Source organism: Bacillus sp. C30 (assembly GCF_040838255.1).
Taxonomy (GTDB): domain Bacteria; phylum Bacillota; class Bacilli; order Bacillales; family Bacillaceae_G; genus Bacillus_A; species Bacillus_A mycoides.
In genome coordinates this window covers 1-25,055 of record NZ_JBFPJH010000031.1, presented here as the reverse complement: position 1 = coordinate 25,055, position 25,055 = coordinate 1, and the positions used below count along the sequence as shown (strand labels likewise).

23 protein-coding genes and 2 pseudogenes are annotated in these 25,055 nt (G+C 36.7%); 4 read left to right on the top strand and 21 right to left on the bottom strand.

Features of this window, described 5'->3' with window-relative positions; translation table 11 throughout:
• Positions 1-403: 403 nt before the first annotated feature.
• The 5 genes from AB3X49_RS06140 to AB3X49_RS06120 form a co-directional block, all read right to left on the bottom strand.
• A complete protein-coding gene (locus AB3X49_RS06140) occupies positions 404-1,375 on the bottom strand; it encodes an ABC transporter ATP-binding protein (RefSeq protein ID WP_367961006.1) in 972 nt (323 codons plus the stop codon).
• Positions 1,368-2,360, bottom strand: coding sequence for an ABC transporter ATP-binding protein (locus tag AB3X49_RS06135; protein ID WP_002169052.1), 993 nt, complete (start codon positions 2,358-2,360; stop codon positions 1,368-1,370). The genes AB3X49_RS06140 and AB3X49_RS06135 overlap by 8 nt, the downstream gene beginning before the upstream one ends.
• A gap of 27 nt (positions 2,361-2,387) precedes the next feature.
• The gene (locus AB3X49_RS06130; RefSeq protein ID WP_002035185.1) at positions 2,388-3,239 is read right to left on the bottom strand and encodes an ABC transporter permease; all 852 of its coding nucleotides are present in this window, start codon (positions 3,237-3,239) and stop codon (positions 2,388-2,390) included.
• Between the two features lie 6 nt (positions 3,240-3,245).
• The gene (locus AB3X49_RS06125) at positions 3,246-4,196 is read right to left on the bottom strand and encodes an ABC transporter permease (protein WP_367961004.1); all 951 of its coding nucleotides are present in this window, start codon (positions 4,194-4,196) and stop codon (positions 3,246-3,248) included.
• Positions 4,197-4,343: 147 nt separating this feature from the next.
• Positions 4,344-5,933: an ABC transporter substrate-binding protein gene (locus tag AB3X49_RS06120; protein WP_367961002.1), complete on the bottom strand. Its 1,590-nt coding sequence runs from the start codon at positions 5,931-5,933 to the stop codon at positions 4,344-4,346.
• Between the two features lie 318 nt (positions 5,934-6,251).
• On the opposite strand from AB3X49_RS06120, the gene AB3X49_RS06115 reads away from it, so the two are divergent.
• On the top strand, positions 6,252-6,590 hold the full coding sequence (locus AB3X49_RS06115) for a hypothetical protein (RefSeq protein WP_002125589.1): 339 nt from the start codon (positions 6,252-6,254) through the stop codon (positions 6,588-6,590).
• Positions 6,591-6,785: 195 nt separating this feature from the next.
• On the opposite strand, the pseudogene AB3X49_RS06110 reads toward AB3X49_RS06115, so the two are convergent.
• From AB3X49_RS06110 to AB3X49_RS06075, 8 genes and pseudogenes are all read right to left on the bottom strand, one after another.
• Positions 6,786-7,298, bottom strand: a pseudogene (locus AB3X49_RS06110) (protein kinase).
• 146 nt (positions 7,299-7,444) lie between these two features.
• Complete coding sequence (locus AB3X49_RS06105) at positions 7,445-8,422, bottom strand: ornithine cyclodeaminase family protein (protein WP_367961000.1); 978 nt, start codon at positions 8,420-8,422, stop codon at positions 7,445-7,447.
• Positions 8,423-8,441: 19 nt separating this feature from the next.
• A complete protein-coding gene (locus AB3X49_RS06100) occupies positions 8,442-9,494 on the bottom strand; it encodes a proline racemase family protein (protein WP_078203463.1) in 1,053 nt (350 codons plus the stop codon).
• Positions 9,495-9,659: 165 nt separating this feature from the next.
• Positions 9,660-10,121 carry a VOC family protein gene (locus tag AB3X49_RS06095; RefSeq protein WP_215577418.1) on the bottom strand — a complete coding sequence of 154 codons (462 nt, stop codon included), beginning with the start codon at positions 10,119-10,121 and terminating at the stop codon, positions 9,660-9,662.
• Between the two features lie 250 nt (positions 10,122-10,371).
• Positions 10,372-11,573: pseudogene (gene lhgD, locus AB3X49_RS06090) on the bottom strand (L-2-hydroxyglutarate dehydrogenase).
• Positions 11,574-11,631: 58 nt separating this feature from the next.
• Positions 11,632-12,570, bottom strand: a complete 939-nt coding sequence (glaH, locus tag AB3X49_RS06085; RefSeq protein ID WP_367960998.1) for a glutarate dioxygenase GlaH — start codon at positions 12,568-12,570, stop codon at positions 11,632-11,634.
• A 310-nt stretch (positions 12,571-12,880) separates the two neighbouring features.
• Positions 12,881-13,009, bottom strand: a complete 129-nt coding sequence (locus AB3X49_RS06080; RefSeq protein WP_273539319.1) for a hypothetical protein — start codon at positions 13,007-13,009, stop codon at positions 12,881-12,883.
• A 90-nt stretch (positions 13,010-13,099) separates the two neighbouring features.
• A complete protein-coding gene (locus AB3X49_RS06075) occupies positions 13,100-13,453 on the bottom strand; it encodes a DUF3870 domain-containing protein (protein ID WP_367960996.1) in 354 nt (117 codons plus the stop codon).
• A 311-nt stretch (positions 13,454-13,764) separates the two neighbouring features.
• Between AB3X49_RS06075 and AB3X49_RS06070 the strand changes: the two genes are divergently transcribed.
• Positions 13,765-13,911: a YflJ family protein gene (locus tag AB3X49_RS06070; RefSeq protein ID WP_000291372.1), complete on the top strand. Its 147-nt coding sequence runs from the start codon at positions 13,765-13,767 to the stop codon at positions 13,909-13,911.
• A 461-nt stretch (positions 13,912-14,372) separates the two neighbouring features.
• On the top strand, positions 14,373-14,873 hold the full coding sequence (locus AB3X49_RS06065; protein ID WP_367960994.1) for a DinB family protein: 501 nt from the start codon (positions 14,373-14,375) through the stop codon (positions 14,871-14,873).
• Between the two features lie 201 nt (positions 14,874-15,074).
• Here AB3X49_RS06065 and AB3X49_RS06060 read toward each other — a convergent pair whose 3' ends face one another.
• The 6 genes from AB3X49_RS06060 to AB3X49_RS06035 form a co-directional block, all read right to left on the bottom strand.
• Complete coding sequence (locus tag AB3X49_RS06060) at positions 15,075-16,028, bottom strand: TRM11 family SAM-dependent methyltransferase (RefSeq protein WP_367960992.1); 954 nt, start codon at positions 16,026-16,028, stop codon at positions 15,075-15,077.
• Positions 16,029-16,188: 160 nt separating this feature from the next.
• A complete protein-coding gene (locus tag AB3X49_RS06055) occupies positions 16,189-17,778 on the bottom strand; it encodes an N-acetylmuramoyl-L-alanine amidase (protein ID WP_367960990.1) in 1,590 nt (529 codons plus the stop codon).
• A 218-nt stretch (positions 17,779-17,996) separates the two neighbouring features.
• Positions 17,997-19,046 carry a M42 family metallopeptidase gene (locus tag AB3X49_RS06050; protein ID WP_367960988.1) on the bottom strand — a complete coding sequence of 350 codons (1,050 nt, stop codon included), beginning with the start codon at positions 19,044-19,046 and terminating at the stop codon, positions 17,997-17,999.
• Positions 19,047-19,323: 277 nt separating this feature from the next.
• Entirely contained in the window at positions 19,324-19,650 is a 327-nt protein-coding gene (locus tag AB3X49_RS06045; protein WP_002125566.1) for a nucleoside triphosphate pyrophosphohydrolase, read from the bottom strand.
• 17 nt (positions 19,651-19,667) lie between these two features.
• Complete coding sequence (locus tag AB3X49_RS06040; protein WP_367960986.1) at positions 19,668-19,988, bottom strand: YjcN family protein; 321 nt, start codon at positions 19,986-19,988, stop codon at positions 19,668-19,670.
• A gap of 137 nt (positions 19,989-20,125) precedes the next feature.
• The gene (locus AB3X49_RS06035) at positions 20,126-20,914 is read right to left on the bottom strand and encodes an enoyl-CoA hydratase (RefSeq protein WP_002010905.1); all 789 of its coding nucleotides are present in this window, start codon (positions 20,912-20,914) and stop codon (positions 20,126-20,128) included.
• Positions 20,915-21,243: 329 nt separating this feature from the next.
• Here AB3X49_RS06035 and AB3X49_RS06030 point away from each other — a divergent pair, with 329 nt between their 5' ends.
• Positions 21,244-22,638 (top strand): O-antigen ligase family protein, encoded by a 1,395-nt coding sequence (locus tag AB3X49_RS06030; protein WP_367960984.1) that lies wholly within the window; start codon positions 21,244-21,246, stop codon positions 22,636-22,638.
• A gap of 162 nt (positions 22,639-22,800) precedes the next feature.
• Here the strand turns inward: AB3X49_RS06030 and AB3X49_RS06025 are convergent, their stop codons facing one another.
• Both AB3X49_RS06025 and AB3X49_RS06020 read right to left on the bottom strand, forming a co-directional pair.
• On the bottom strand, positions 22,801-23,832 hold the full coding sequence (locus AB3X49_RS06025) for a hypothetical protein (protein ID WP_367960982.1): 1,032 nt from the start codon (positions 23,830-23,832) through the stop codon (positions 22,801-22,803).
• Between the two features lie 9 nt (positions 23,833-23,841).
• Positions 23,842-25,055 (bottom strand): MBOAT family O-acyltransferase (locus tag AB3X49_RS06020; RefSeq protein WP_367960980.1); only part of this gene is annotated, 1,214 nt, incomplete at its 5' end.

Below are 25,055 nucleotides of genomic sequence, written 5' to 3'. Positions count from 1 at the left end.
GGTTTTTAGCTGGAGTGGAGTGAAGGACTAACCTTTTCTAATTTGAAAGCAAACTTTTTATTATTAGTTTACATTCAAAACACTGTAAATAAAGATGTTAAAAATCCGTGAACAAAAAACCACATCTCATTGATGTCCACCCCATCAGAAGTATGGAAGGGAATTAAATATAATCCTTCCCTGTCTTTATACATTAAGATAGACTTAAATATTTTTTTGAAAGGATATTGTTTAACAAACATAAAAAAGAGCTAAGGCTGTATGAGAACCTTAGCTCTTTTTTATGTTTATTGTTTATTGTTTATTGTTTATTATTTATTATATAAATTATTTAACGCTACAAGCCATACCAGCTATCATATTACCAACTGAAATACCACCAGGTTCCCCCGATGCTCTCCCTCTAAAACAAATGACAAGCCACCTCATGCCCCTTCGCAATCTCAACCATCTTCGGTACTTCCTGTGCGCATTTTTCGGTTACGAATTTACATCTCGTTCTGAATTTGCAGCCGGATGGTGAGTTTAGTGGGCTTGGAACTTCGCCCTGCAGAATGATCCGTTCTTTGCCTGTGCTTGTTGGATCTGGTTCTGGCATGGATGAGAGTAGTGCTTGTGTGTATGGATGTGCCGGTTTTGTGTATAGGTCTTCGCTGTCGGCAATTTCTACTATGTTTCCTAGGTACATGACTCCGATTCGGTCTGATATGTGTCTTACCATGGATAGGTCATGTGCGATGAATAAGTATGTGACGCCTGTTTCTTCTTGAATATCCTGTAGCATGTTTACGACTTGTGCTTGGACTGAGACATCTAGTGCTGAGATTGGTTCGTCACATAGGATGAAGTCAGGTTTTACAGATAGTGCGCGCGCGATGCTAATGCGCTGTCTTTGGCCTCCGCTAAATTCGTGCGGGTAGCGATATAGGTGTTCTTCTTTTAGTCCTACTTTATTGAGCAGGTCTAGAATGATTTCTTTTCTTTCTTCGGCTGTGTAAGGGCCATGAATGTTCATCGGTTCGCTAATAATTTGGAATACGTTCATTGTCGGGTTTAATGATGCGTATGGGTCTTGGAAAATGATTTGCATTCTTTTTCTATATTCTTTTAGTTCATTTTCTTTTAGATCTGCGATATCTTTTCCGTCGAATAGAATGTTACCTGAAGTTACATCGTGTAAGCGAATGATACTTCTTCCTGTCGTTGATTTTCCGCAGCCTGATTCTCCTACTAGTCCGAATGTTTCACCCTTTTTAATTGTGAAGCTTAGGTCATCGACTGCTTTTAATTGCTCTGTTTTTCTGCCAAATAGTCCTTTTTTAATAGGAAAATACTTTTTTAAGTTCCGAACTTCAATTAAGTTTTCTTCATGCATGGGAATCACCTACCGCCCTATCGTTTAGCCAGCACATAGAGCGTCTTCCGTTTCCGATTTCAAAATATGGCGGACGTTCTTTTTCACAAATGTCCATTTTATGTGGGCAACGCTCTGCGAATGGGCAACCTTTCGGCGGATGTAGTAAGTTGGGCGTTACACCTTGAATTGGTGCTAGTCTTTCTTTTACTCCGTTCGATATTTTTGGCAGAGAGTTTAATAACCCTTTCGTGTATGGATGATTCGGCGATTGAAAAATATCAAGTACATGTCCTTCTTCCATAATAAGCCCGCCGTACATAACGATGACGCGTGTACAGTTTTGCGCAACAATTCCAAGATCATGTGTAATAAGAAGTAATGACATATTCGTTTCGTTTTTTAAGTTTTTCATTAAATCTAGTATTTGTGCTTGTATCGTTACATCAAGCGCTGTCGTCGGTTCGTCCGCAATGAGAAGGTCTGGGTTACAAGACATTGCCATTGCGATCATAACCCGCTGCTTCATACCGCCGCTTAGTTCATGCGGATATTGTTTTACCCTTTCTTCCGGTGAAGAAAGACCGACTTGTTTTAGTAAGTTGACCGCGATATTTTGTGCTTCTTTCTTTTTCACTTTTTGATGCCTTATAATTACTTCTGTCATTTGCTTACCAATTTTCACAACTGGATTTAATGCCGACATTGGATCTTGGGAAATAAGTGAAATTTGATTTCCTCTAATAGAGCGTAATTCTTTCTCCGATTTAGAAAGCACGTTTTCATTTTGAAAAAGAATCTCTCCTTCTTTCACTTTCCCTGGCGACGTAACGAGAGCCATAACCGATTTCGCCATAACACTCTTTCCGCTTCCCGATTCGCCAACAATCCCAACGACTTCACCCTTTTTCAAGCTAAATGAAACGCCGCGAACCGCTTCTACTTCGCCGTCTTCTATGAAAAAAGAAGTCTTTAAATTTTTTACTTCTAATAGTTTTTCAGACACGCTTTTCACTCCCCCTCACTTAAAGCATTAGTTCTCATGATGAGCCCCTTTTGGCGCGAAAGCTTTTTTCAACGCTTCACCGATTACGTTAAAACTTAGTACTGTTAATAAAATAAGGAACCCTGGGAAGAGTGTTAAATACCAAGCTTCACCTATGTATCCTTGCGCATTATTTAGCATGCTGCCCCAAGAAGAATCTGGTTCTCTAATACCTAATCCTAAGAAGCTAAGTGATGATTCCATTAAAATTGATGTCGCAATTGTTAATGTCGCTGCGATTATAATGGTGGATAAAATGTTCGGAATGATGTGTCTTACAATAATCATCAATGATTTTTGTCCGGATACTTTTGCATATAAAACGTACTCACGCTCTTTCACAGATAACGTTTCTGCCCTTACGATACGTGCGGTATCCATCCACGTTAGTAATCCAATAATAAGAACAAGCGTTGTAATTCCTGGTTTTAAATACGCATTTAATAACAGCATTAAAAAGAATGATGGAATTGACATTAAAACTTCAACAATTCGCATTAAGAAGTTGTCTAACTTTCCGCCAAAATATCCGCTAATTGTTCCTACTGCGGTCCCGATTGTAATGGAAACAACCATCGCTAGAAAACCAACAGCAAGGGAAACTCGTCCGCCATATAACGCTCTCGTTAAGTAATCCCTTCCGTAATCATCTGTGCCGAACGGATGACTCATACTCGGTTCTTGTAAACGATCTGGAATCGACATTTTACTAGGATCGTACGGTGATACGAATGCGAAAAGAGACGCGATTGTTAAAACACCCAGTATAATAACTCCCATTACTACAAACTTATTTTTTGTAAAACTATTTTTTATCGTTTGAAATCTCCTATTGTTCATTCCAAATCACCCCCTCATTCGAATGCGTGGATCTACTACGCCATATAAAATATCAGCAATTAAATTACCGAGAATTAACATGAACGATGATAATAATGTGATTGCCATAATAATTGGATAATCAAATCTAAAAATAGCATTTACCCCGAGTGAACCAAGTCCCGGCCATGCGAATACTGTTTCCGTAATGAACGCTCCGCCTACTAAACTTGGAATGGATAATCCGAAGATTGTAATGATCGGTATTAATACGTTTCGAAGTACGTGATTAAATAAAACTGTTTTCTGTGAAGCACCGTACGCATATTGAATTTGTACGTAATCTTCCTCTAATTGCTGAATTGTACTTGAGCGAATATATCTCATATAGACAGAGATGTTTTGGAACGCTAGCAGCATGCAAGGTAAAATACCGTGCTGGACAATATCCCAGAAGGAATCTTGACCGACTGTGCGCATACCCATACTCGGAAGCATGTTCAATTTTAAAGAGAATAAGTAGATTAATAGTAACGCGAACCAAAAGACTGGCATTGAGATTCCCACATAGGAGATGAAGTTCACAATGCGGTCAAAGAACGAGTTCTTTTTCACACCTGTAAATAATCCAAGCGGTATTGCGATTACAAATGAGACGAGTAAAGATGATCCCATTAACCCGATTGTTGCGGGTAATCTTTCTGTAATAAGTTCTAAAACAGGACGATGGTTTTGAAGTGAGTATCCAAAATTCCCTGTTAAAATATTTTTTAACCATAAAAAATATTGCACGTAAATCGGCTGATCTAGTCCTAAACTTTTGCGAATACGTTCAACGTCAATCGGACTCATATTCGGCGTTACAAAGTTTCGAACGGGATCGCCCGGCGCTAGTTTTATTAATAGAAAAGAAATAATAGAAATAACAAATAAAAGCGGAATTGCATTTAAAAACCTCTTTGCAATTACTTTATACACAAACTTCCCCCCTCAAGATAAAGTGAAACTTTAATCAGCAGGACTTCCACCTAACTTCCTCGCATTCAGCGAATTTTGAGGTGGGAGTCTTACTGCCCATTAAAGCGGGATAAAGAAGCTGATTTTCACCAGCTTCTTTACAGTTTCTTATTTCACTTCATAAATTTTCGATAGATCTTCAAACATTGTAACTGGAATTGCTTTTGCTTCTTTTAACCCATCAAACTTTTTATCTACTGCAATAACTGCTTTCGGATATGCGATTGGAAGATAAGGTAAGTCTTCTCTAGCTGTATCTTGGATTTTATGGTATAGCTCTGCGCGTTTTGTTTTATCTGTTTCAACCGCAGCTTCTTCCCATAACTTATCGAAGTCAGCATTTTTATAACGTGCATAATTGTATTCTGCATTACTTAAGAATAAGCTCTTATATGAATCAGGCTCTGGTCCCATTATGTAACCACCGAATGTAATGTCATATTCTTTATTCTCTTTATCTAAGCCTTTTTCACTTGCTGCACTAGCATCTAATGCATTCAGTTCAACTTGTAAGCCAACTTCTTGTAATTTTTGCTGTGTATAAAGTGCTAGACTTTCCATGATTTTATTATTCGTTACATACATAACGCGGATTTTTTCTTTATCTTTCACACCAGCTTTTGCTAATAAATCTTTCGCTTCTTTTTGATCATACTTATACTCTTTAATATCTTTCGCATAATACATAGCGTCTGGCGTTAAGATTGAATTTGCCGGTTCTGCAAATTGACTAGAAACGAATGCTGAGTTAATCATTTCTTTCTTATCTAATGCATGCGCAATCGCTTGGCGCACTTCTTTTTTCTTCATAAGGTCTGTATTAAAGTTATAAGCTAAGTAGAATAATCTACCTTCAGGGAATGTGACCATTGAGAAGTTCCCAGTGCTATCTAATTTCTTAAAGTCTTGCGGTTCAATCATTTTCATATTGATTTGACCATTTTGTAGTGAAACATTTGCTGTATTACGGTCTTTTACAACGCGGTACACGATAGAATCTAATTTCGCTTTACCAGCAAAATAATCATCGAATCGCTCTAGCGCAACATATTCATCTGATTTAAACTCTTTTAATTTAAATGGACCTGATCCTACAGGTTGTAGGTTTTTCTTACTCTTCACTAAATCCGCTTCACCTTCAAATACATGTTTCGGAATTGGGAAGAAATCATTCATAACCCCTTCGAAAGATGCACTTACTTGTGGTAAAACGAATTGAGTCGTTAGCTCATCCACTTTTTTCACCTCAAGCGGCTTTCCTTTAAAAATAAAGTTTTCACGGCTTGAACTATTTTGCTTCTCATCTAGAATAGATTTGAATGTAAATACAATATCATCTGATGTAATTTTCTTACCATCATGCCATTTCAAATTGTCCTTTAATTTTAAAGTCCATGTTAATTGATCCTCTGAAGGAGTAAAGCTCTCAGCAAGAACAAACTTTTTCTTACCGTCTTCCATATGATACAGCGGTGCATATAAAGCTTGCTGTATCGTTAATGACACTCGATCATTCGCATAAAGCGGGTTCATCGTATCTGGATTATCACTAACACCAACCGTTAACGTTCCTCCATCTTTCGGAGTCCCCGATTTACTAGTTCCTGCTTGCTTCGAAGAATCTTTCTCCCCTGAGCAAGCCGCTAATGCAATAAGTAATAGTAGGACAAATGGTAATGCAAACAACTTCTTCTTCATATTTCGACCCCTCTCGACTATTTACACCTATAAGAAAACTCGGAATTAATACCGAGTTTTCTTATAGGTTTTAAATTACCACTACCCGTATGTATTGTCAAACTTTTTCGCAAAGATAGACAGTTTGAAATCTATTAATGAATTCTTGCGATAAACTATATTTATGCGGGGGAGAAAATAAAAAGACCTCGAATAGATGGCCTCGTAAAATGCGTTGAAAAACTAGCAACCTACAGAAAGTTTCTCTGAAATGGTTGTTATATATAATTGAAAATGTAGAATGGGATTAAAGATAAAAAACACTTTTAGGAGGCTCTTATGACATTTGATGAATTGAAAAAAAACAAACCCACAACCCCATGGATTGAGAATGATGAAGATGGCGAGTTTTTCACTGAAGAAAATATAAGTGCAACAAATAAAGTTCTCGACACTTACATTAACAATTTAGAGCTATTGGGAGAGAATCCAACCGAAGTCAAAATAATGCAAGTCGTTAAAGAAGTAGTTGTTAATATAAATGAATTAAATGACGAACATGACTATTTTATCGAAACAATGGAAAGAGAAGATCTCTATGAATTTATCGATACAGCAGCACGAATAGCTGGCTTAGAATCCGAAGAAGACATAACAGAAGAATGGCGAGAATGGTAAAAAAGCTGCATACTTGGTGTCTAAATTTACTCCTTCATAAAACTTTGTCCCTTATTCTCCAATTGGAAAATAAGGGACAAGCAAAGACAACTCCAATAGAGTCCAATACTGATATATATTAAAATTTTCGCTCATATTAATACTGTGATTACGGACAAGCCCTCTTGTTACTAAATAATGTTTCTTCAACTCTTTTTATCTATCCCACTCATTTCCCATTACTTTAAAATACAGCTTTTCAAATCCCCTAAAATACTTACTGTAAACGCCTAACGTTTCAATATATGTATGAATAACTTCACTTAAATCAAAATGAACACCATCTTTAGCTAAGTCATAGCTATCATCTAGACTATATAATTCAAAATATTCAGTTTCCCAATACACCCCCCTGTTGACTAAAAGTCTGGTGGTGCATTTAATTGATTCTTCAATGGTCAGTTCATGTTCTTTTAGTTTTTCATGAATGACGGAAAGAGTTAACTTAACAGTTTATTCTTCATCAACTGTGCTACTAAACTCAAATAACTTCCCTTCAATATCATCTATCTTTGCTTTAGACATTAAGGATATCTCAATTATTTCATATGGCGGACTGTCACTTGCTTCAATCAATTTATCACACCATTGAATTACTTCAGCTTTACTCCACAACCCACAGCAAAGCCCTAAGCCATAAATACGAGTTAATTTTCGAACTAAATCCAAGGTTTCTCACCTGCAATTTCTTATATGCATTTTTGTTTAATTTTAACAGAATATATGATACATCACATAATTTCTTTGCAAACACTACACATTACAATTGAGATGCATACGCGCATTATAAACAAAAAGACCACCAAAAGGCAGCCTCACAACTGAATCGTAGTACCCACTCCACGCTCCATCGCTTTTTCATATAAGTATTTCGCGACGATTATATCTACTACCGCCAAACCCACTGATTTAAAAATAGTAATCTCTCCATCATTCTCCCTACCAGCCTTTTCCCCGACTATAATTTGACCAAGCTCAGCATGGATGTCACTTGCCTCAAACAAGCCTTCTTTTATAGGAACTTGAAGGTCACCTGTTTCTTCTAGTGCTGCTTCTTTTGATTCGACTACTACTTTGTTTGCGTTCGCGATGGCGTGGGATGGTAGTTCTTGCATGCTCGATCTAAATGAACCGACGGCGTTTATGTGGACGCCTTTTTGTAGTTTTTCTGAGAAGACTGGTGTGGATGCATTCGTTGTTGTGACGATGATGTCTGCTTCGCTTATTGCTTCATTTGGATCCCTGTAAACGTACGCTGGTTTGTTAAATTTCTCTTGTATATATTGCGCGAATGCATAGGCTTTTTCTTCCGTTCGGTTGTATAAAATTACTTTTTCGATATCTCTAACCGCGAATACAGCTTCTGCAATTCCTTTCGCTTGTTCACCTGTACCGATAATGCATAAGTTTTTTGCGTTATGACGAGCTAAATGTTTTGTCGCTACTCCTGATAAGGCGCCTGTTCGAATCATCGTTAAGTACGATCCTTCTAAAAGTGCGAGCGGTTCTCCCGTTTGAAAGTCTGATAGCATAACAATTCCGTTTATCGTTTTCTTTCCTATCTTTTTGTTCTGCGGGACTACCGTTACTACTTTTAAGCCAAGTGCCTCAAGCCCTTCCGCTACTGAAGGCATAATTAATGCGGTATTTTGCTCTTTCGCAAATGGTAATGAACCGCGAATTGGTGTGATCGTTCTTTCTGCTGAAAATTCTTTTAAAGCAAGCGCCGCGTATTCAATGACTTCCTTCATATTTACTAAGTTTCGTTGTTCGTTCGCGCTTATGACTAGCATATCTTTCCACCTCCTCCTCTTATCCTAACAAAAATCCCCGATTCAAATCATCCCTCGGATCTACAACGAACTGATGAAATCCTGTAATAAATGCATTCCCCGTTACTTTCGGAACGACAGCTTCATATGTATCTACCGCTGTTACCGACAATACTTCTCCCTCAAATTGGCCGTCAGTAATGCATTCGTGGATGAACATCTCTCTTTTTTGTAAGGCATCTTTTTCAAAAAGAGTTGCGATTCTTGCGGATGTTCCTGTACCGCAAGGGGAACGGTCTACTTGCCCATCAGCAAAGATCGTTACATTTCGTAAAGTAGCGTCTTTTCCTTTCGGCTCATCTGAGAAAATAACTCCGTATATTCCTTTTAAATCTTCTTCAAGTGGATGTTTTACTTCCATTTGACTTTCAATGTAGTGTTTAATTTTACCGCCCCACGTTTGAATTGCAGCTAAATCTTTGAAATCGACTTTCAAACCAAACTCTTTACTATCCACTACAGCGTAGAATGCTCCGCCAAACGCGATATCTACTTGAAATTCATAGTCATCTATTTTGATAGGAACATCTTTCTTATATACGAACGAAGGAACGTTTTCAAATGATACTGACTCTACTTCGCTCCCGTTAAATGTTGCGTACGCAATAACTTCCCCAGCAGGGCTATCGATAATGAATTTTTGTTTTTCCCCTGTCACTTCAAACATACCTGTTTCAATTCCCACTGTAATAACAGCGATAATTCCGTGACCACACATCGTACTCCAGCCTTCATTGTGCATAAATAATACGCCAAAATCAGCATGAGGACTTGCGGGCGGAGTAATGATACAACCGTACATTCCGTGATGTCCTCTCGGTTCATACATAAGAACCTCGCGAAGATGATCCAAATGTTCCATGCAGTATGCGCGTCTTTCTAGTTGCGTTTCTCCCTTTATCTCTGGCACTCCGCCCGTAATGATTCGAAGTGGTTCCCCAGCTACGTGAGCATCAATTGTTGTGTATATTTTACTAACCTTCATTTCTATCTCTCCCCTATATGTTGATACTATTTTCATTGCAAGTATCATGCCAACGCATAGAGTATAAATCTGTATACATTTTTTGAAAAATACACACTACTGTCTACTTTTTTATACAGTAGGTGATTATTAGCCCCAAAACAAAAAAATCCCCCGAAAACTCAGGGGATGATTTAAGCCATAGATTTACGGGATTTGAGTTAAAAATCGAATTTATTCTTCACTCTCCAAGCTTTCCCACTCACTCAAATACATGACATCTTGTTTTACTTTTTTCTTTTCAGGAAGTAAACATAGAAATTCTAAAGAATTGCCGTCAGGATCGTAAAAATAAAGATTTGCACTAGGTGTCCAAGTTTGAACCATAGGCTCTGAAGGTTCAAGACCGAACGCACCCCTTGGGTTTATTCCTTTATGAAGAAGCCATTCTCTTGCATGAATGATTTCTTCATAGTTAACCTTGAATGCAAAGTGACTTGTATGGAATGCTTCTTCCGATACTTCCCAAATGCCCAGCATTTGTTCCTTCTTATTTTCTTTATCAAACCAAAAGAAAGCTACACGGCGTTCTTCAATAGTGCGAGCATGAAATAATCCAAGTTTAGTATAAAACTCTTTTGCCACTTCTAAATTTTTTGTTTTAACATGTGTTTCATATAAAGTACCTGGAAACAAAGCATATCCCTCCTTTATATTTTTAGAAATCCTTACTATAAAGCCTACTTTAATAAACTAGAAATAGAAGTGATATCGTATTTTCTTTAAATATTTTTCAATTTCGTAGCCCTAATGCTGAAGAAAAACCATCACTGATTAAAGTTTTACTTTATGAGAAGGGGTTCTTCAAATTCATGATTTACGGTAATATTATCGTTCAAAGTGAGGCGGATTTATGACTCAAATCACTCAGGGGACCCATTACCCATCAAACCCTAACCGCCACCACATCCGGCACTTGCTGAGCAATCTCCTCACCAATCTTTATACTAGCCGTTGCGGCCGGGGATGGTGCGTTGCAAATATGCAGGGAATTTACACCAGGGATAATGCAGAAGTCATCAACCATATTTCCGTTTGATAAAATGGCTTGTGCCCTTACACCTGCATGGATTGGGACAATATCTTTCTCTGTAAGTTCTGGTATTAAGCGCTGCAAGCTTTTTAGGAATGATTGTTTACTAAATGAGCGCACCATTTCTTTTATGCCTTCTTTCATATTTGGCATCGCCATTTTCCAAAAGCCTGCGTATGTCATTGTTTCCATGAAGTCTTTAATATCGAAGTCCGTTTTCGTATAGCCTTCTCGCTTAAAGCTTAATACTGCATTCGGTCCTGCATGTACGTCTCCGTTTATCATTCTTGTGAAATGAACGCCTAAAAATGGGAATTCTGGATTTGGAACTGGATAGATTAAATGTTTTACAAGATGGCGTTTTTCTGGGACAAGTTCGTAATATTCACCACGAAACGGAACGATTTTCATATCCGTTAATATCCCTGTCTTTTTCGCAATGCGATCACTATGTAAGCCGGCGCAGTTAATGAGAAATTTCGTTTTAAATATCCCTTGATTCGTCTCAATTGTTACAGCGTCTTTCTTCTCAGTAATACGCTCCGCTGTTGTTCCTAAATGTATTTCTCCGCCGCTTTCTTGAATTAAGCGAGCAAATGCATAACTTACTCCTCTATAATCAGCAATCCCGCAAGATGGAACACGGATTGCGCCAAGTCCCTTTACATGAGGTTCAATTTCAGCTAATTCTTCCTTACCTATCTTTTCAATATGTAAATCGTTTTGTAAGCCTCTTTCATATAAGTTATGTAAAAGAGGAAGTTCGTCCTTTTCTGTAGCGACAATTACTTTTCCGCACATGTCATAAGCGATGTCATTTTTTTACAAAATTGAACCATAGCTGCGTTTCCTTCTTTGGCAAACTTCGCTTTATAACTCCCTGGTTTATAATAAATTCCAGAGTGAATTACTCCGCTATTATGTCCAGTTTGATGATGTGCAAGTTCCTTTTCTTTTTCAATGATCGCGATTTTCGCACGAGGGAATTTTTTCGTTAAAGCCATTCCCGTTGAAAGCCCAACAATTCCTCCGCCAATAATTATAAAGTCATACATCCTACTTCCCCCTTAATATGATGAAAGGCAGGCCCTTTTTAAGACCCGCCGTACAAACTTATTTAGAAAAACAACCACGTTGACGCATTAGTTCTCTATATAAATCTTTATTTTTTTCAAATGCAGCTCTTCCGTGCATCCAAAATAAGTTGTTTAAAAGAACTAAGTCACCAATTGGTAATTTCAATGCATGTGTTGCTGGTGAGTTTTCAACAGAATATGATAAGTCTTTCAGATAGTTTGCTTGTTCAATATTATCTGGATAAGCGAACTGATCAATAAAGCAAATACATGGTGCGTTATTTACGTCAAAAAATGTTTCACGATAGACGATTTCTTGCGAATTTTTACTTGGTGGTGCTTTATACGTAACCTTAACAGATGCGAGCGAATGATTTCTAAATTTCTGAAGGTCTTCCCAATCGTCTAAATGTAGTAAACGAGATTCTCCTCCTACTGCATTTTGCTCTTCAATTTTCATCATAAGAAGCCAATCTGTCGGCTCATCAGCGAATGTACCGTCTGTATGCAGTGTAAACAATCGGTACGCTTGACGAAGGTAAGAATCACTACTATCCGTATCTTTCACATTAAACCTAGTATAATACGTTCCTGTCATTGCATCAAAGTTCGGCTCCCCGATTAAATGTGTTAATGCTGTTGCAAATTTCACGTAGTCTGCTGGATCTGACGTTTCACCTTGTACCCCAATTGTAAATCCGCCCGTTTCACGGTCATGAATAATGCCGCGAATGTTATCCATAAATGATTGCCCAAAAATCTTTCTCATTCCATCCGCAAGATTAAATCGAGAATAAGGAATATATTGCAGTGACTGCTCTGAATGCTCTTTTACCTCTTCAAAAAACTGCTTAAGCAATTGCTGGTTTAGCGTAATATGATATAAACGTTTATGCTCTGGATGAGGAGCAATTTCATACCCCTCATATTTCTTTGCAAATTTCATCTTTGCATTTTGTTCTGTAATAATCGACATTTCAATTCCTCCCTAATTTAAATATGAAGAATGTATTGACGCTTTTTACAGACAGTTATCCTTATCTTCTTATGCTGAGATTCGGTCTTACTGTCCTAACAACGAAAAAGCCAGTTATACGCATACCACGACATAAAATCGTAGAAACGTACAACTGGCTCATAATTACGAGTGTTCTTTAATCTCTTAAAGTACAATAATAATAGACAGTTTGTATGAAAATATTTGTAAAACAGGAAAGCAAGATCGAATATAGAGAAGGCTAATTTCTCGTATGGATCTTATTAATTAAATAACAATTCAAAACATTCTAACTGTCAATTCGTTTTTTATTATTTTCTCTACATACTTTATACGTTTTAAAAATCCCCTTACTTTCTACGCACCCTCTTTTTTTCATCTCTTGTTTTACAACTTGAACTTCATTTAACTTTTTCATATTCCTTGCCTCCTCAATAAAATAAGCCAGTCGTATCTCTTTAAAAGAAATACAACTGGCTCTCGTTTATGGTTGTAAACTAGATAGTTTTTATGGTGTTGTTTCCTCGTACTCTCCTCTGGGCTGTTCATCATTTAAATAACTTACATATTGGCGATGTAAATCTTTTACCGCACTGACGATCGCATTTTTCGCTTTTCCTTGATAATGATCCGTAATATCTTGAACGATTTCTTCAATACCATCTTGCAAACTATGTCCTCTCAAAATTTGAGCAACGAAGTCTCTACCATGCTCTGTCGCAAGCGTACATGACGCTTCAATAATGACATGATATTTATGATCTGCCTCAATTGTAATTGTTAGTGTCTCGTACATACTGCGAACAGCCATCCCTTTCGGAAGTCTCGAATGTCCTGCCATAAAAAAAGTCCCTTTACGCATATTTCATCCTCCATTACTATGTTAAGAGCCAGAAAAACAATGTACACATTTGCATTGAATTTTACTACCCTTATCCTTATAGCTCGTACTTCTGCTAAGGAAGTTCAAGTGGAAAGAAGTTGTTCCTCTATTCATTTTCAAAAAGGCATTCGGGCTTACAGCGAGGCTAATCACTGTCATCCGATAATAAGTTAATCATAATGAAAATAAACTGAATATTCAATATTAAACCCCGCAAATTTCATGAATAAACAAGAAAATTCTCTCGCCCAGGCACATATACTGTTCAAAAGAAAGAAGGAAGTGGTCTCATGTATTACGGAACGAAAGGCTGGTACGTAGCTGAACTAAAGAAATTAGGTGTTCGCTATCATGAAGGACGAAAACTAGAAAGTTACCGCGGACACGTATTACGCAATTTACTAATTGCACAACAAGAGAAGACGAAAGAAGAGTAATTTACTAACAAAGCAACTCTCGAGATATATCGTCTATTCAACAAATCCCGTCAAACCTCCCATCCAAACTACCAACTAATCACACATTGATACAAACCAAAAAAGGTCACCCACACAGGCATGCCCATCAACTTAAGAATTCAGAATCACCACAAAATGAAAAAATAAGCTTTTTTGTCACAAGTGTAGCTTTGTAAAAAAGATTGATTAAAAACATCAAACCTCTATAGATTTCTTAGAGGTTTGATGTTTTCTTGTTGGATATTTATGTTAATCTAACGATAAACATTGTGAAGAAATGTACTTCAACTAACGGGGCAGGTTAGTTGAAGATTGCTTTGACCTTTGTTCAACAATTGGGCCATTTAGTTGAAGATCTCATCAAATAAGTAATGATATTTAAAGGAATAATTCATTCTGATAAAGAACATTAAAAAACGTGATGATAAGGAGGCGATTGTATGGCAAATCATGTAGAAAATCTATATAACTATCATGTATGGGCAAATCAACGGATTATTGATCATCTTAAGACACTTTCTCCTGAGAAATATCAAAAGGAAATGAAAAGTGTCTTTTCTTCTGTTTCAAAGGTTTTATCTCATCTCTATTTGGTGGAATATGGATGGCTTCATATCCTTGAGGGTCAGAGTATGAATGAAGCAATGCAATCTTCATTTCAAATTCAAGAAAAGATTGAGAAACTGCCCATTGAAGACTTAGAAACGGAATTTCACACTTTAACATCCCGGTTTAAAACCTTTTTGAACAGACAGGAAGATATGGAAAAGAGAATAATGTTGGATAATCCATGGGCAGGATTAAGAGAAACAAGTATATCTGAAATGGTCTTACACGTTGTGAATCATGGAACCTATCATAGAGGGAATATTTCAGCTATGTTACATCAGTTGGGTGATTCTTCAGTTATGACTGATTATGCTTTTTATTGGTATTCTTGAAATGTTATTCATTAAGGCTCAGTAAAATAATCAAACTTTTTTATAAAAATCTCATACTTAGCTAAAAAGGGTAACTCCATTTTGATCAATCTTTATTCAAAATGGAGTTTTTGTATTTGTTGTTAAATAAAAAAGGATAATCAGCCTCATAATGGACTAACTATCCTGTAATTTATTAATTTAATAAACGGGTGACCTTTCCTATTCACAAACAAGAATTTGTCTAGAAAATGATCCTTTTCTTGTGATACAGCGATCTGTAATTTCAAATCCTGCTTCATGGATCATGTCGTCCATTGTTTCCATCGTAACAACGACTACCTTTTTTGCAATGCGGCGCGCACTTGAAAGAATGGAGAACTGGTCTTCTGGTGTTGCGTGCGTAAATAAGTCGTAGGGCATATCGATAATTGCAATGTCGTAGTTCTCAGTAATTTCCTCGATTGGACCTTTTGTTACTGTTCCTTCAAACCCAAAATGTGCGATGTTTTTCCTCGTTCCAAGCACCACAAGTGGATTTATATCTCTACCAACGATGTTAATCCCCATAGAAAGCGCTTCTACTACTACTGTTCCAATGCCGCAGCACGGGTCAATAGCTCGTACTCCCTCTGGGTTTGGTACAGCGATATTTGCGACAGCTCTAGCAACACGTGTGCTCAGTGATGTCGAATAGCTATGCGGTTTTTTTATGTGATGATACCAAACTGGATCACTTTCTACATAGTGTCCGAAGTACCACCGTCCTCCAAGAGGAACAATCCCGAATACACGCTCTGGATTACGAACATCCGCTTCTCCTTCAATATGCATACCAAGGTCTCGTTCAATAAGGCGTCTTTCTCCATATTCAATTTTATTTTCTTTACCAAGATCATTGATTTTAACGAAGATAACTTTGAATGTCGCTCCCGCTAAATCAATTTGTTCCACTTGTTTTAAAATGCTTTCTAAGTCGTCCCCTTCATACATAACCTCGACGCGCTCTTTAATAAACGGACTTCTACTCGGAGCAATCTTGACTTCACTTTTTAAAATATTAACGTGAGACTCCATCCCAAAGAACGAGCGCATTTCCAAGTAACATAAAGCACGCTCCTCTTCGCGAAATGCATACGTATATATACATGCAGGTGTTTTACTATGATTACTCAATCTATTATCATCCTTTATCGTTTAAAATTGTTATGATCAAAATTACTCAAATACTTTTTCATATAAAATTAAATGATATCATATGCCCGAAATAAAGAGAAACCTTTATAATTTGTTTTATAAATAAAAAGAGACTGCCTATGGCAATCTCTTTTATTTATTAACGGAAAGAAGATACGTTGTTACCCATTGCTTCGTAGTAATCTAAAATCCCTTGATAAATAGCTTCTGCTGCACTTTGTCTCTGTTCTGGTGTAGCAATTTTATCAGCATCGCTTTTATTATCTACAAATGCTAATTCTGTTAATACAGCTGGCATTGTATTTTCTCTAGTTACGTATAAGTCCTGATGTTTCGCACCACGATCTTTTGTTCCAAGTGCATTCACAAGACGTTTTTGAATTTTTTCTGCTAATAATCGACTCTCTTCTACATTTGGATTCGTTGCTCTTGCTCGTGCTGAATCATAATATAATGTTTCTGTGCCTTGTCCATTTTTCAAGTCAGAACCATTAGCATGGATACTTACAAAAATATCTCCATTATTTTGCTGTGCAAATTCTACACGTTTTTTTAAAGAATCAGGACCACTTGTTCCTGGACGTGTATCATCTGTACGAGTGAATAACACAGTAAACGGTGTCTTTTTCTCAAATATTTTCTGTAATCGTAATGATACATCTAATACGGTTTTACTTTCTTTCTCATAATAACCAGGGTTCCCCGAATCAATTCCACCATGACCTGGATCAATAATAATCGCTTTACCTTCTAGGAAGTTACCTTGCTTCACTGGGTTTAATTGATTTTTATCCACCCATTGGAAACCAGCCCCCATACGGATACGACTCCAGCTATCTTTTTCTTCAATAACAGTTACTTGTTGTGCTTTATGTGTGCCTGCCACTGTAGACGTATGTGAAGCTTCTTGATATGTAGTGAATTCCTGATTAATAGACTCTGTTTTTTCTTGTAATGGTGTCCACTTCTCACCTTTACTTGTTACAACCTTCAACCAACCGTCCGCTCTTTGCTCTTTCACTTCAATCATTTGTGGCTTATGTTGAACGTCAGTAATACCAGATGATAACGATGCTTGATGATATGTAATAAAGTTTCTATTCATATACATTCTTTTCGATGTATTTGTTTTATTTTTATCTGCCATTGCGATGAACTGAGCTGCTTCAGCACGAGTTACAGTACCGTCAGGATTCCAGCCATTTCCTGTACCCATTGAAATCTCTAAAGCTACTAAAATATTAGCTTGTTTCTTACCCCAATGAGGTTCCAAATCTTTAAACTGCGTTGGAAGTTCTCCAATAATTTTCTTATCTAATGAATATGCTTGTACAAGCATAGATGCCATTGATGCACGGTTAATTTGGCTTGATGGATTGAATTTCCCAGTACCATCTCCATTAATTACACCCGCTTTTTCTACCGCAGCAATATATGGTGCTGCCCAATGATCTTGCGAATCTTTAAAAGATGGTTTCGCTTTTGGATCAATTGGTAAGCCAAGAACTGCCGCTAATATTTTTGCAGCTGATCCTTTATCTACTGCTTCAGATGGAGAAAACGTTCCATCTGGTTTTCCATCAAGCGCTTTTTTCCCTACTAAATAGTCAACCGATTCCTGCGCCCATGTAGGAATATCCGAAAACTTCTTCGCTGCTGCGAAACTACTAACTGGAGATGATAATAAACTTGCGGCTAAAATACCAGCCGCGACTGCACGATACTTCATAAATAATAATACTCCCCTCGAAAATGAATGTTTAAAAACGTGTAATCTTAATATATAAATTTTAGCAAAATAAATTAAAAAAATTAGTGCGCCTCTATCATTTTATAATACTAGAATTCTATAGTAAACCTAATTTCTTAATATTGTAAAATACAATACAATTTAAGTAGTTTTTATGCAAAAAAAGTGGTTGATTCATAGAATCAACCACCCTCTCACTATTCTACTATCATTTCTGATAATACATATGCATAAACAAGCGCTTCTGTATGTGCAATCGAGCTTTCATGCGTACGCTCAAATGCGTGAGAAGAATCAATACCAGCTCCAATTAATGCATGTTTCACATCAAATCCAGCGCGAATCGCAGCTGATGCGTCTGATCCGTAGTATGGATAAATATCCACTTTATATTCAATAGCATTCGCTTTCGCCAGTTCAACTAAATGTTTACGTAAAGCGTAATGGTATGGACCGCTAGAGTCTTTCGCACAAATGGATACTGTATATTCATCAGATGCTTGTCCATCACCTAACGCTCCCATATCAACTGCTAAATATTCTACCGTTTCCTCTGGAATATTTGAGTTTCCACCGTACCCAATTTCTTCATTATTAGAAATTAAAAAATGAGTTGTATACGGTAATGTTACCTTTTCATCTTGTAATCTTTTAATTAATTTTAATAGAATTGCAACACTTACTTTATCGTCTAAATGACGTGATTTTATGTATCCACTCTCTGTAATTTGAACGCGTGGATCAAATGAAACAAAGTCTCCTACTTCAATTCCTAACTCACGTACTTCATCTGCTGAAAAGACACGCTCATCAATACGCACTTCAATATTTTTCTCATCGCGCTTCGCTTCCCCTGCATCTTTGTACACATGGACAGAAGTTTGATGCATTAAAATTGTACCTGTATATTTCTTACCGCTTGACGTTTCAATTTCGCAATATTCCCCTTCTACAGAGTTCCAGCGAAATCCACCAATCATAGATAGACGAAGACGACCGTCAGGCTTAATTTCTTTCACCATCGCACCTAACGTATCAACGTGTGCAGTTAATAAACGATGCTGCTCATCATTCTTTCCTTTAACCTTTAAAATAAGAGCGCCTTTATTATTACGCTTCGTCTCTACATTCCACTCACTTACATAGTTTTCAATAAAACTAATAATTTTCGCCGTGTTTCCAGATGGACTTGGAATAGAGACAAGCTCCTTAATAAGTTCCATCGTTTCTTTCGTATGATGTGCCATTGTCGTTTCCTCCTCATTTTCTCTACTATTCAGTATAGCGAAATTACGATAAAACCTCTACTCATATAGTTTAATTTTCTAAATTATAATAAAATTCACTTTATCCTAATCTCAATGACAAAAAAGCACCGCATTATCTCCATTAACACTGTGCTTTTTCTATAAAGTGAAACTTTAATCAGCCCGCATCAATCGGGCTTTTACGGACAGCCCAACTCCCTCGCATTCGCCGAATTTTGAGTTTGGGGTCTTACTGCCCGCAAATAGCGGGATAAAACTACTCTTCCGAAACGTCCATCAAATAAATCCCTCTTGTAAATCCGCCGCGCTCTTCTTCTTTCTGCTTACGAATAAGCTCTACATCTTCCATTGTTGCACCTTCTGCACGCGCTAATGAAATAATAATTTCAAGTGCATCTGCAAGTGAATCTAGCGCATGTTCACGCTCTTTCATCGAAGCAAATTCACGAATTTCTTCTGTACCAATTTTCGCTAACGCTTGTATGTAAGCTTGCCCTGTTAATTTTTGTGCTGTATATGTTTTTCCAGACATCAAAATTTTCTCCGGGACACGATCTCTTACTAACCTGTTATAAGTTGACATCACTTTTCCTCCCACTGTTAATAACACCCAAGCTCTGCTTTATAGAAAAACCACTCTTTTTTCACACAAGCACTTAACATATCAATTCCTGATCCGTGCGCCTTTACTACCGGAAAGAAATAATGCTCTGGTTCTTCTTTCTTATCGCCGTATAAGGTTTGGTACTCATCAGGAATCGCCTCTTTTTTCACATCCCGTTCTTTCTTCACTTCACCAGAGAAAGCAACAGCTGGATATCCCTCAAAGAATAATGCAGTCCGTACCGCAAGAGATGGTGTACTATGCAAAGCATAATATGTAAGTAAAATAATAACGATAACACCGATAATTTTCTTCATTTATTACTCCTAAAAAAAGTGCTAACACAATTATACTAAAATGTGTTAGCACTTTCTTCCCTTTATCTCGAATTAACGGGCAGTAAGACTAATAATCCGCGGGGGATAAACAAATCCCCACGGATTAAAGTTTCACTTTATTCCCCTTTAAATGCTGGTAAACGTTTTTCTAGAAAAGCAGCAATACCTTCTTTATGGTCCGCTGTTTGTCTCATCGCATATTGACCACGCTTTTCGAGCTGAAGCGTTTGTTCTAAATTAGAACGATTTACTTCACATAAAATTTGTTTCGTTTGAATCATCGCCTTGATTGGTTTTTGTAACCATTCATTAATTTTTTGCTTCACAGCCGTTTGGAAATCCTCACCGATTACTTCGTCAATTAAACCGATATCTAACGCTTCTGTCGCTGATAATTTCTTCCCTTCCCAAATGATTTTCTTCGTCATATTTTCACCGACGCGCTTTTGAAGGAAGAAATGGCCGCCACCATCTGGAATTAAAGCGATTCCAATAAAGTTCATCGCAATAACTGATGATATATCTGCCATGACATAATCAGCTGTTAATGCAATACTTAATCCAAGTCCAGCAGTCGGCCCATGAATTGCACTAATAACAAGCTTCGGCATCGTATATAACGTCACAACGATTTCAGAAATTGTATTCATGATGCCTTCAAACTTACTTTCATCATTACTTGAAAGCATTGATTTAATATCTCCACCCGCAGAAAAACCACGGCCACTTCCGCACAACACAACAACGTGAACAGAACTTTCCGCCACTTCTTTCAACTTTTGTAATAACTCTTTTAACGTCGGTTCATCTAATGCATTTAAAACCTCTGGACGATTAACCATAACCGTTGCTACGCGCCCTTCATATTTCACAACAACAGATTCTGTTTTACTTGTTACTTCCATTATATATACCCCTCTTTTCAACATAAAGATTATACTTATATAATTATAGAAAGTATGTTAAAAATCCTTCTTTTTTCTTAATTTTCTGTCTAACATCCTCATAATTTGTATATATCTCCGTATAAAACATACAATTTCGTTAAAAAATATAGAAATTAAAGTCGGTTTATCCATGCTTTTCATCTATTTACCATTACAATGAAATGGTGTATTCTTAAGTTTGATGCAAAAAAACAAATATTGAAATTCATTCGCCTTATTATGTAAATAAGGCTTTTATCCCCATCTCTTGGGTATTGAACTAAAGGAATGAAGAAATGGAGGAATATATGGTTAATAAGTTGAAACAAACGGATAACTACTTCCCGCATTTCCTATTGCTATTCATTGTGTTTCAACCAATTTTAGATTTATTAACGTCTTTTTCAATCTATGTATTACACATGAGCGCAACAGTTGGAATCGTAGTCCGTTTCGCCTTTATGCTTCTTGCATTAGGTTATCTACTTCTTCATAGAAATCAACATGGAGCGAAAAAGTACATTCTCTATTTATGCCTACTCGGTATCGTACTAGCAATTGGTCTTGCAAATAATATGATGATTAAATCCCCAGTTTCATTTGGCGAAGAAGTGAAATTTATTTTAAAGAGCATATATCCAATTGTGCTACTGTTTGGATATATTATCGCCTTTAAAGAGTTAAAAAATAAAGAATATACATTTCATAAAATCATTACATATTTCTTATATGCAACTTTAATTTTAAGCATCACACTGATTGTTGCGATGCAAACTAGTACAGATTTCCCAAGCTACCCACACTCAAAGATTGGTTCAAGAGGTTGGTTCTTTGCTGGGAATGATTTAAGTTCTATTTTTGCAATTATGTTCCCAATCGTAGTGTTATATTCGATTCATAAAACAACTTCTTTCTCGAAAATCTATTACTGGATTCCAACAATACTCGCGATGTATGCAAGTATTATGGTCGGAACTAAAGTAGGATATGGTGCAATTGTTCTAACGCTTGGCGTGGCACTTTTATTCTCATTCATTGAATATATGGTTCATCGCAAAAAAGAAGGAAAAGGATTCACATATCTCGTAAATACAGTTGTTGCCGCTATTATCTTAGGAGGTTTAATTGCCCTTACACCGCATACTCCTATCGCAAAAAATATGGGCATCCACATGCAAATATACGAATACAAAAAATCAGTACAAGAAGAAAAGGATAGAAAAGAAGGAAAAATAATTAAAGAAGATCCTGACGCAGAGAAAAAACATGCAAAAGGTGAACTAACAGACTCTGAGGTCAAAAGTTTAATTTACAGTGATCGCGATAAGTTTTTAAAAGTATACAAACAATACTATAAAGACGCACCACTATCACAAAAATTATTCGGAATGGGCTATGCTGGTAACTATACGGTTAAAATTAAATTAATCGAAATGGACTTCCATGACATATTCTTTGCATTTGGAATCATCGGTTCTCTTATTTACTTCATACCATTCCTTTACTTCGGTATTAAATTATTACTCAGCATCATAACAAACTTTAAGAAAATATTAACCGTGAAATATATGCTATTAGCTAGCACCGTTGTACTATCACTTGGAATTGGCTTTATGTCCGGCCACGTATTAACAGCGCCGTCCGTTAGTATTTTCTTCGTTGTTATACTCGCTTACTTAATTGTTGATTTAGAGGTGGAATAAAAGAAGCAGCATCCAAATGGATGCTGCTTCTTCTTTTGAAAGTAATACATGAAATTATATTAATGATTCTACAGAAGATATCGATTTACCGACAAAGTTTGATAAAGCAGCAATCTATAAAAAAAGACTAGATCACATATGATCTAGCCTTTCAAGCTTCCCCTATTGAAAAGACGCCCGAATCTCCTCCAACACCTCATCAATATTATCCTTCGTAATAACAATACCGAAGTCTTTCGGGACGTTGCTATCTTCCTCATTTACAACTTTATGCGCAATCAACTTTCCAACTTCCGGTCTGAAATGATGCCCATCCATATAGTTATCTAAATTCGTTGTAACGGAATTAAGATACATGAAATGGTGCACTTCTCCAAATACATCTACAGCGTCATGAAGCCATTTTTTATAATCTTCCCATCGCCCTGATTGAATCATCGTACGGAACAGAGGCTCTGAAACAGGCGTTGTAAAAATATAAAACTTCGTGTTCGGATTATGAGCCTTTACTGTTCCTAATATTTCTTTCATATTTTGATACTCATAATTCCCGCCATAAATCTCTTTACTAAACTTATCTACTTGCGCCACTATTTGCGCATCACGTTCTTCTTTCGTATAATCGCGCATCGATTTTATATTCTCTCGATTGTACCGGTCAAGATTCGTACTATGATGGGTGGAATTTGCAATTGTATTCTTTGAATAAGTAATCCCGTCCATACTTACATACGATTTAATCGGATACAATAAACTTTGCGCCTGCTTAATATACGCTTCTGGTTTATCAAAACCAATTTCCCTATTTTTGTTCGTTCCAAGGAAATCTAAACCAAGTACAATAGACTCGAGTCCACTACCTTTTTGTTCTTTTGCATATTCAATATATGCATCATACTCACGCGGATCTGTACTGCTTACCGCATAATTAAATACGTTTAACCCGGTGAAGTCATTCTCGTTAATAAAAGTCGTTCTACTACTTCCAAGTATAACTCCATCATATGTAAACGGACGGTACGTTATATAATTTGTTTTCTGTTGTCTCTCGTTAAACCCGTACTGCACATCATTCCACTTATTTTTATGCGGGAATAACCAAAGTGAATCTATATAGCTATTAAATATCCCGACACCTGCCAGAGGAACAAAAACACATACAAAAACGAAAATAAGCCAATGTTTGTTTTTCATATTCTCCACCTAGAAATTAAAGTATAAAAATTCACTAATACTCGTTAAATGTAACACGCTATATACGAGTAATACTGCAGTAAATAAAGCAGTCCATACATTCGGAAGGAATGAATCTTTTAACTGAATTGAATTTTTTAAGAAGAAACTAATACATAACGCTCCGAAAATATACGCTACCATTTTTGGATCTAATAAAGAGACATGGTACCCTTCACTAAATGAAACACCGTACTCTTTTAAAAATTGCAGCTTCTCTATTATAAATGCTGGGAATACGCTATTTGCTAATTCGATTCCATTTAGCCCGAACATTCCTTTTAACACTTTCACCGCATCATGCATAGATGTTGCCCTAAAGAATACCCACGTTATATTAATGAAGAAAAACGTAACGAACCAACCAGCTAAGGCTGGCATGCGCCCTCCTGCTTTACTCCATAGGCGATGAATAACAGAAGCCAAACCGTGCAAGAACCCCCAAAAAACAAATGTCCAACCAGCTCCGTGCCAAAGTCCACTTATTAAAAATACAATCATAATATTTACGTATGTACGCGTAATTCCTTTTCGATTTCCTCCTAGAGAAATGTACACGTACTTCGTTAAAAACTGGCTAAGCGTCATATGCCAACGATGCCAAAAATCTTGTATATTCACTGCTTTATACGGCGAATTAAAGTTTTGAGGTAATTTAATATTAAACATTAAAGCGATTCCAATTGCCATATCACTATATCCACTAAAATCAAAATACAATTGGAACGTAAACGCTAACGACGAAAGCCATGCTTCGACAAATGTTAATGATTGCTGCACATCAAACCCTTCATGTACAAGGGGTGATAATACATCTGCAATACCTACCTTTTTGAAAATACCAACTGCAAATACAAATATACCAAGAACGATATACTTCGATTGCCAGCGCTTTTTGCTACTATCCGCAAACTGCGGCATAATTTGCGCATGATGTACAATCGGCCCTGCAATAAGCTGTGGGAAAAACGTTACAAACAATGCGTAATCAAGAAAATGACATGCCTTCGTTTCCCCGCGATACGTATCTACTAAAAATGCGATCTTTTGAAACGTATAGAAACTAATCGCGAGCGGTAACGTTAATGATAATAATGTAAAATGAGTTCCAATTAATGCATTAACATTTTGCAAGAAAAAATCATAATACTTGAAATAACTAAGCATTCCTATATTAAATATTA

What these genes read in the sequence shown, in the direction of transcription:
- AB3X49_RS06065 (WP_367960994.1), top strand. Translation starts at nt 14,373, where the DNA reads ATGGCAAATCATGTAGAAAATCTATATAACTATCATGTATGGGCAAAT.
- AB3X49_RS06035 (WP_002010905.1), bottom strand. Translation starts at nt 20,914, where the DNA reads ATGGAAGTAACAAGTAAAACAGAATCTGTTGTTGTGAAATATGAAGGG.
- AB3X49_RS06075 (WP_367960996.1), bottom strand. Translation starts at nt 13,453, where the DNA reads ATGCGTAAAGGGACTTTTTTTATGGCAGGACATTCGAGACTTCCGAAA.
- AB3X49_RS06030 (WP_367960984.1), top strand. Translation starts at nt 21,244, where the DNA reads ATGGTTAATAAGTTGAAACAAACGGATAACTACTTCCCGCATTTCCTA.
- AB3X49_RS06040 (WP_367960986.1), bottom strand. Translation starts at nt 19,988, where the DNA reads ATGAAGAAAATTATCGGTGTTATCGTTATTATTTTACTTACATATTAT.
- AB3X49_RS06055 (WP_367960990.1), bottom strand. Translation starts at nt 17,778, where the DNA reads ATGAAGTATCGTGCAGTCGCGGCTGGTATTTTAGCCGCAAGTTTATTA.
- AB3X49_RS06045 (WP_002125566.1), bottom strand. Translation starts at nt 19,650, where the DNA reads ATGTCAACTTATAACAGGTTAGTAAGAGATCGTGTCCCGGAGAAAATT.
- AB3X49_RS06105 (WP_367961000.1), bottom strand. Translation starts at nt 8,422, where the DNA reads ATGCTAGTCATAAGCGCGAACGAACAACGAAACTTAGTAAATATGAAG.
- glaH (WP_367960998.1), bottom strand. Translation starts at nt 12,570, where the DNA reads ATGTCGATTATTACAGAACAAAATGCAAAGATGAAATTTGCAAAGAAA.
- AB3X49_RS06025 (WP_367960982.1), bottom strand. Translation starts at nt 23,832, where the DNA reads ATGAAAAACAAACATTGGCTTATTTTCGTTTTTGTATGTGTTTTTGTT.
- AB3X49_RS06115 (WP_002125589.1), top strand. Translation starts at nt 6,252, where the DNA reads ATGACATTTGATGAATTGAAAAAAAACAAACCCACAACCCCATGGATT.
- AB3X49_RS06050 (WP_367960988.1), bottom strand. Translation starts at nt 19,046, where the DNA reads ATGGCACATCATACGAAAGAAACGATGGAACTTATTAAGGAGCTTGTC.
- AB3X49_RS06080 (WP_273539319.1), bottom strand. Translation starts at nt 13,009, where the DNA reads ATGAAAAAGTTAAATGAAGTTCAAGTTGTAAAACAAGAGATGAAAAAA.
- AB3X49_RS06120 (WP_367961002.1), bottom strand. Translation starts at nt 5,933, where the DNA reads ATGAAGAAGAAGTTGTTTGCATTACCATTTGTCCTACTATTACTTATT.
- AB3X49_RS06140 (WP_367961006.1), bottom strand. Translation starts at nt 1,375, where the DNA reads ATGCATGAAGAAAACTTAATTGAAGTTCGGAACTTAAAAAAGTATTTT.
- AB3X49_RS06130 (WP_002035185.1), bottom strand. Translation starts at nt 3,239, where the DNA reads ATGAACAATAGGAGATTTCAAACGATAAAAAATAGTTTTACAAAAAAT.
- AB3X49_RS06100 (WP_078203463.1), bottom strand. Translation starts at nt 9,494, where the DNA reads ATGATACTTGCAATGAAAATAGTATCAACATATAGGGGAGAGATAGAA.
- AB3X49_RS06070 (WP_000291372.1), top strand. Translation starts at nt 13,765, where the DNA reads ATGTATTACGGAACGAAAGGCTGGTACGTAGCTGAACTAAAGAAATTA.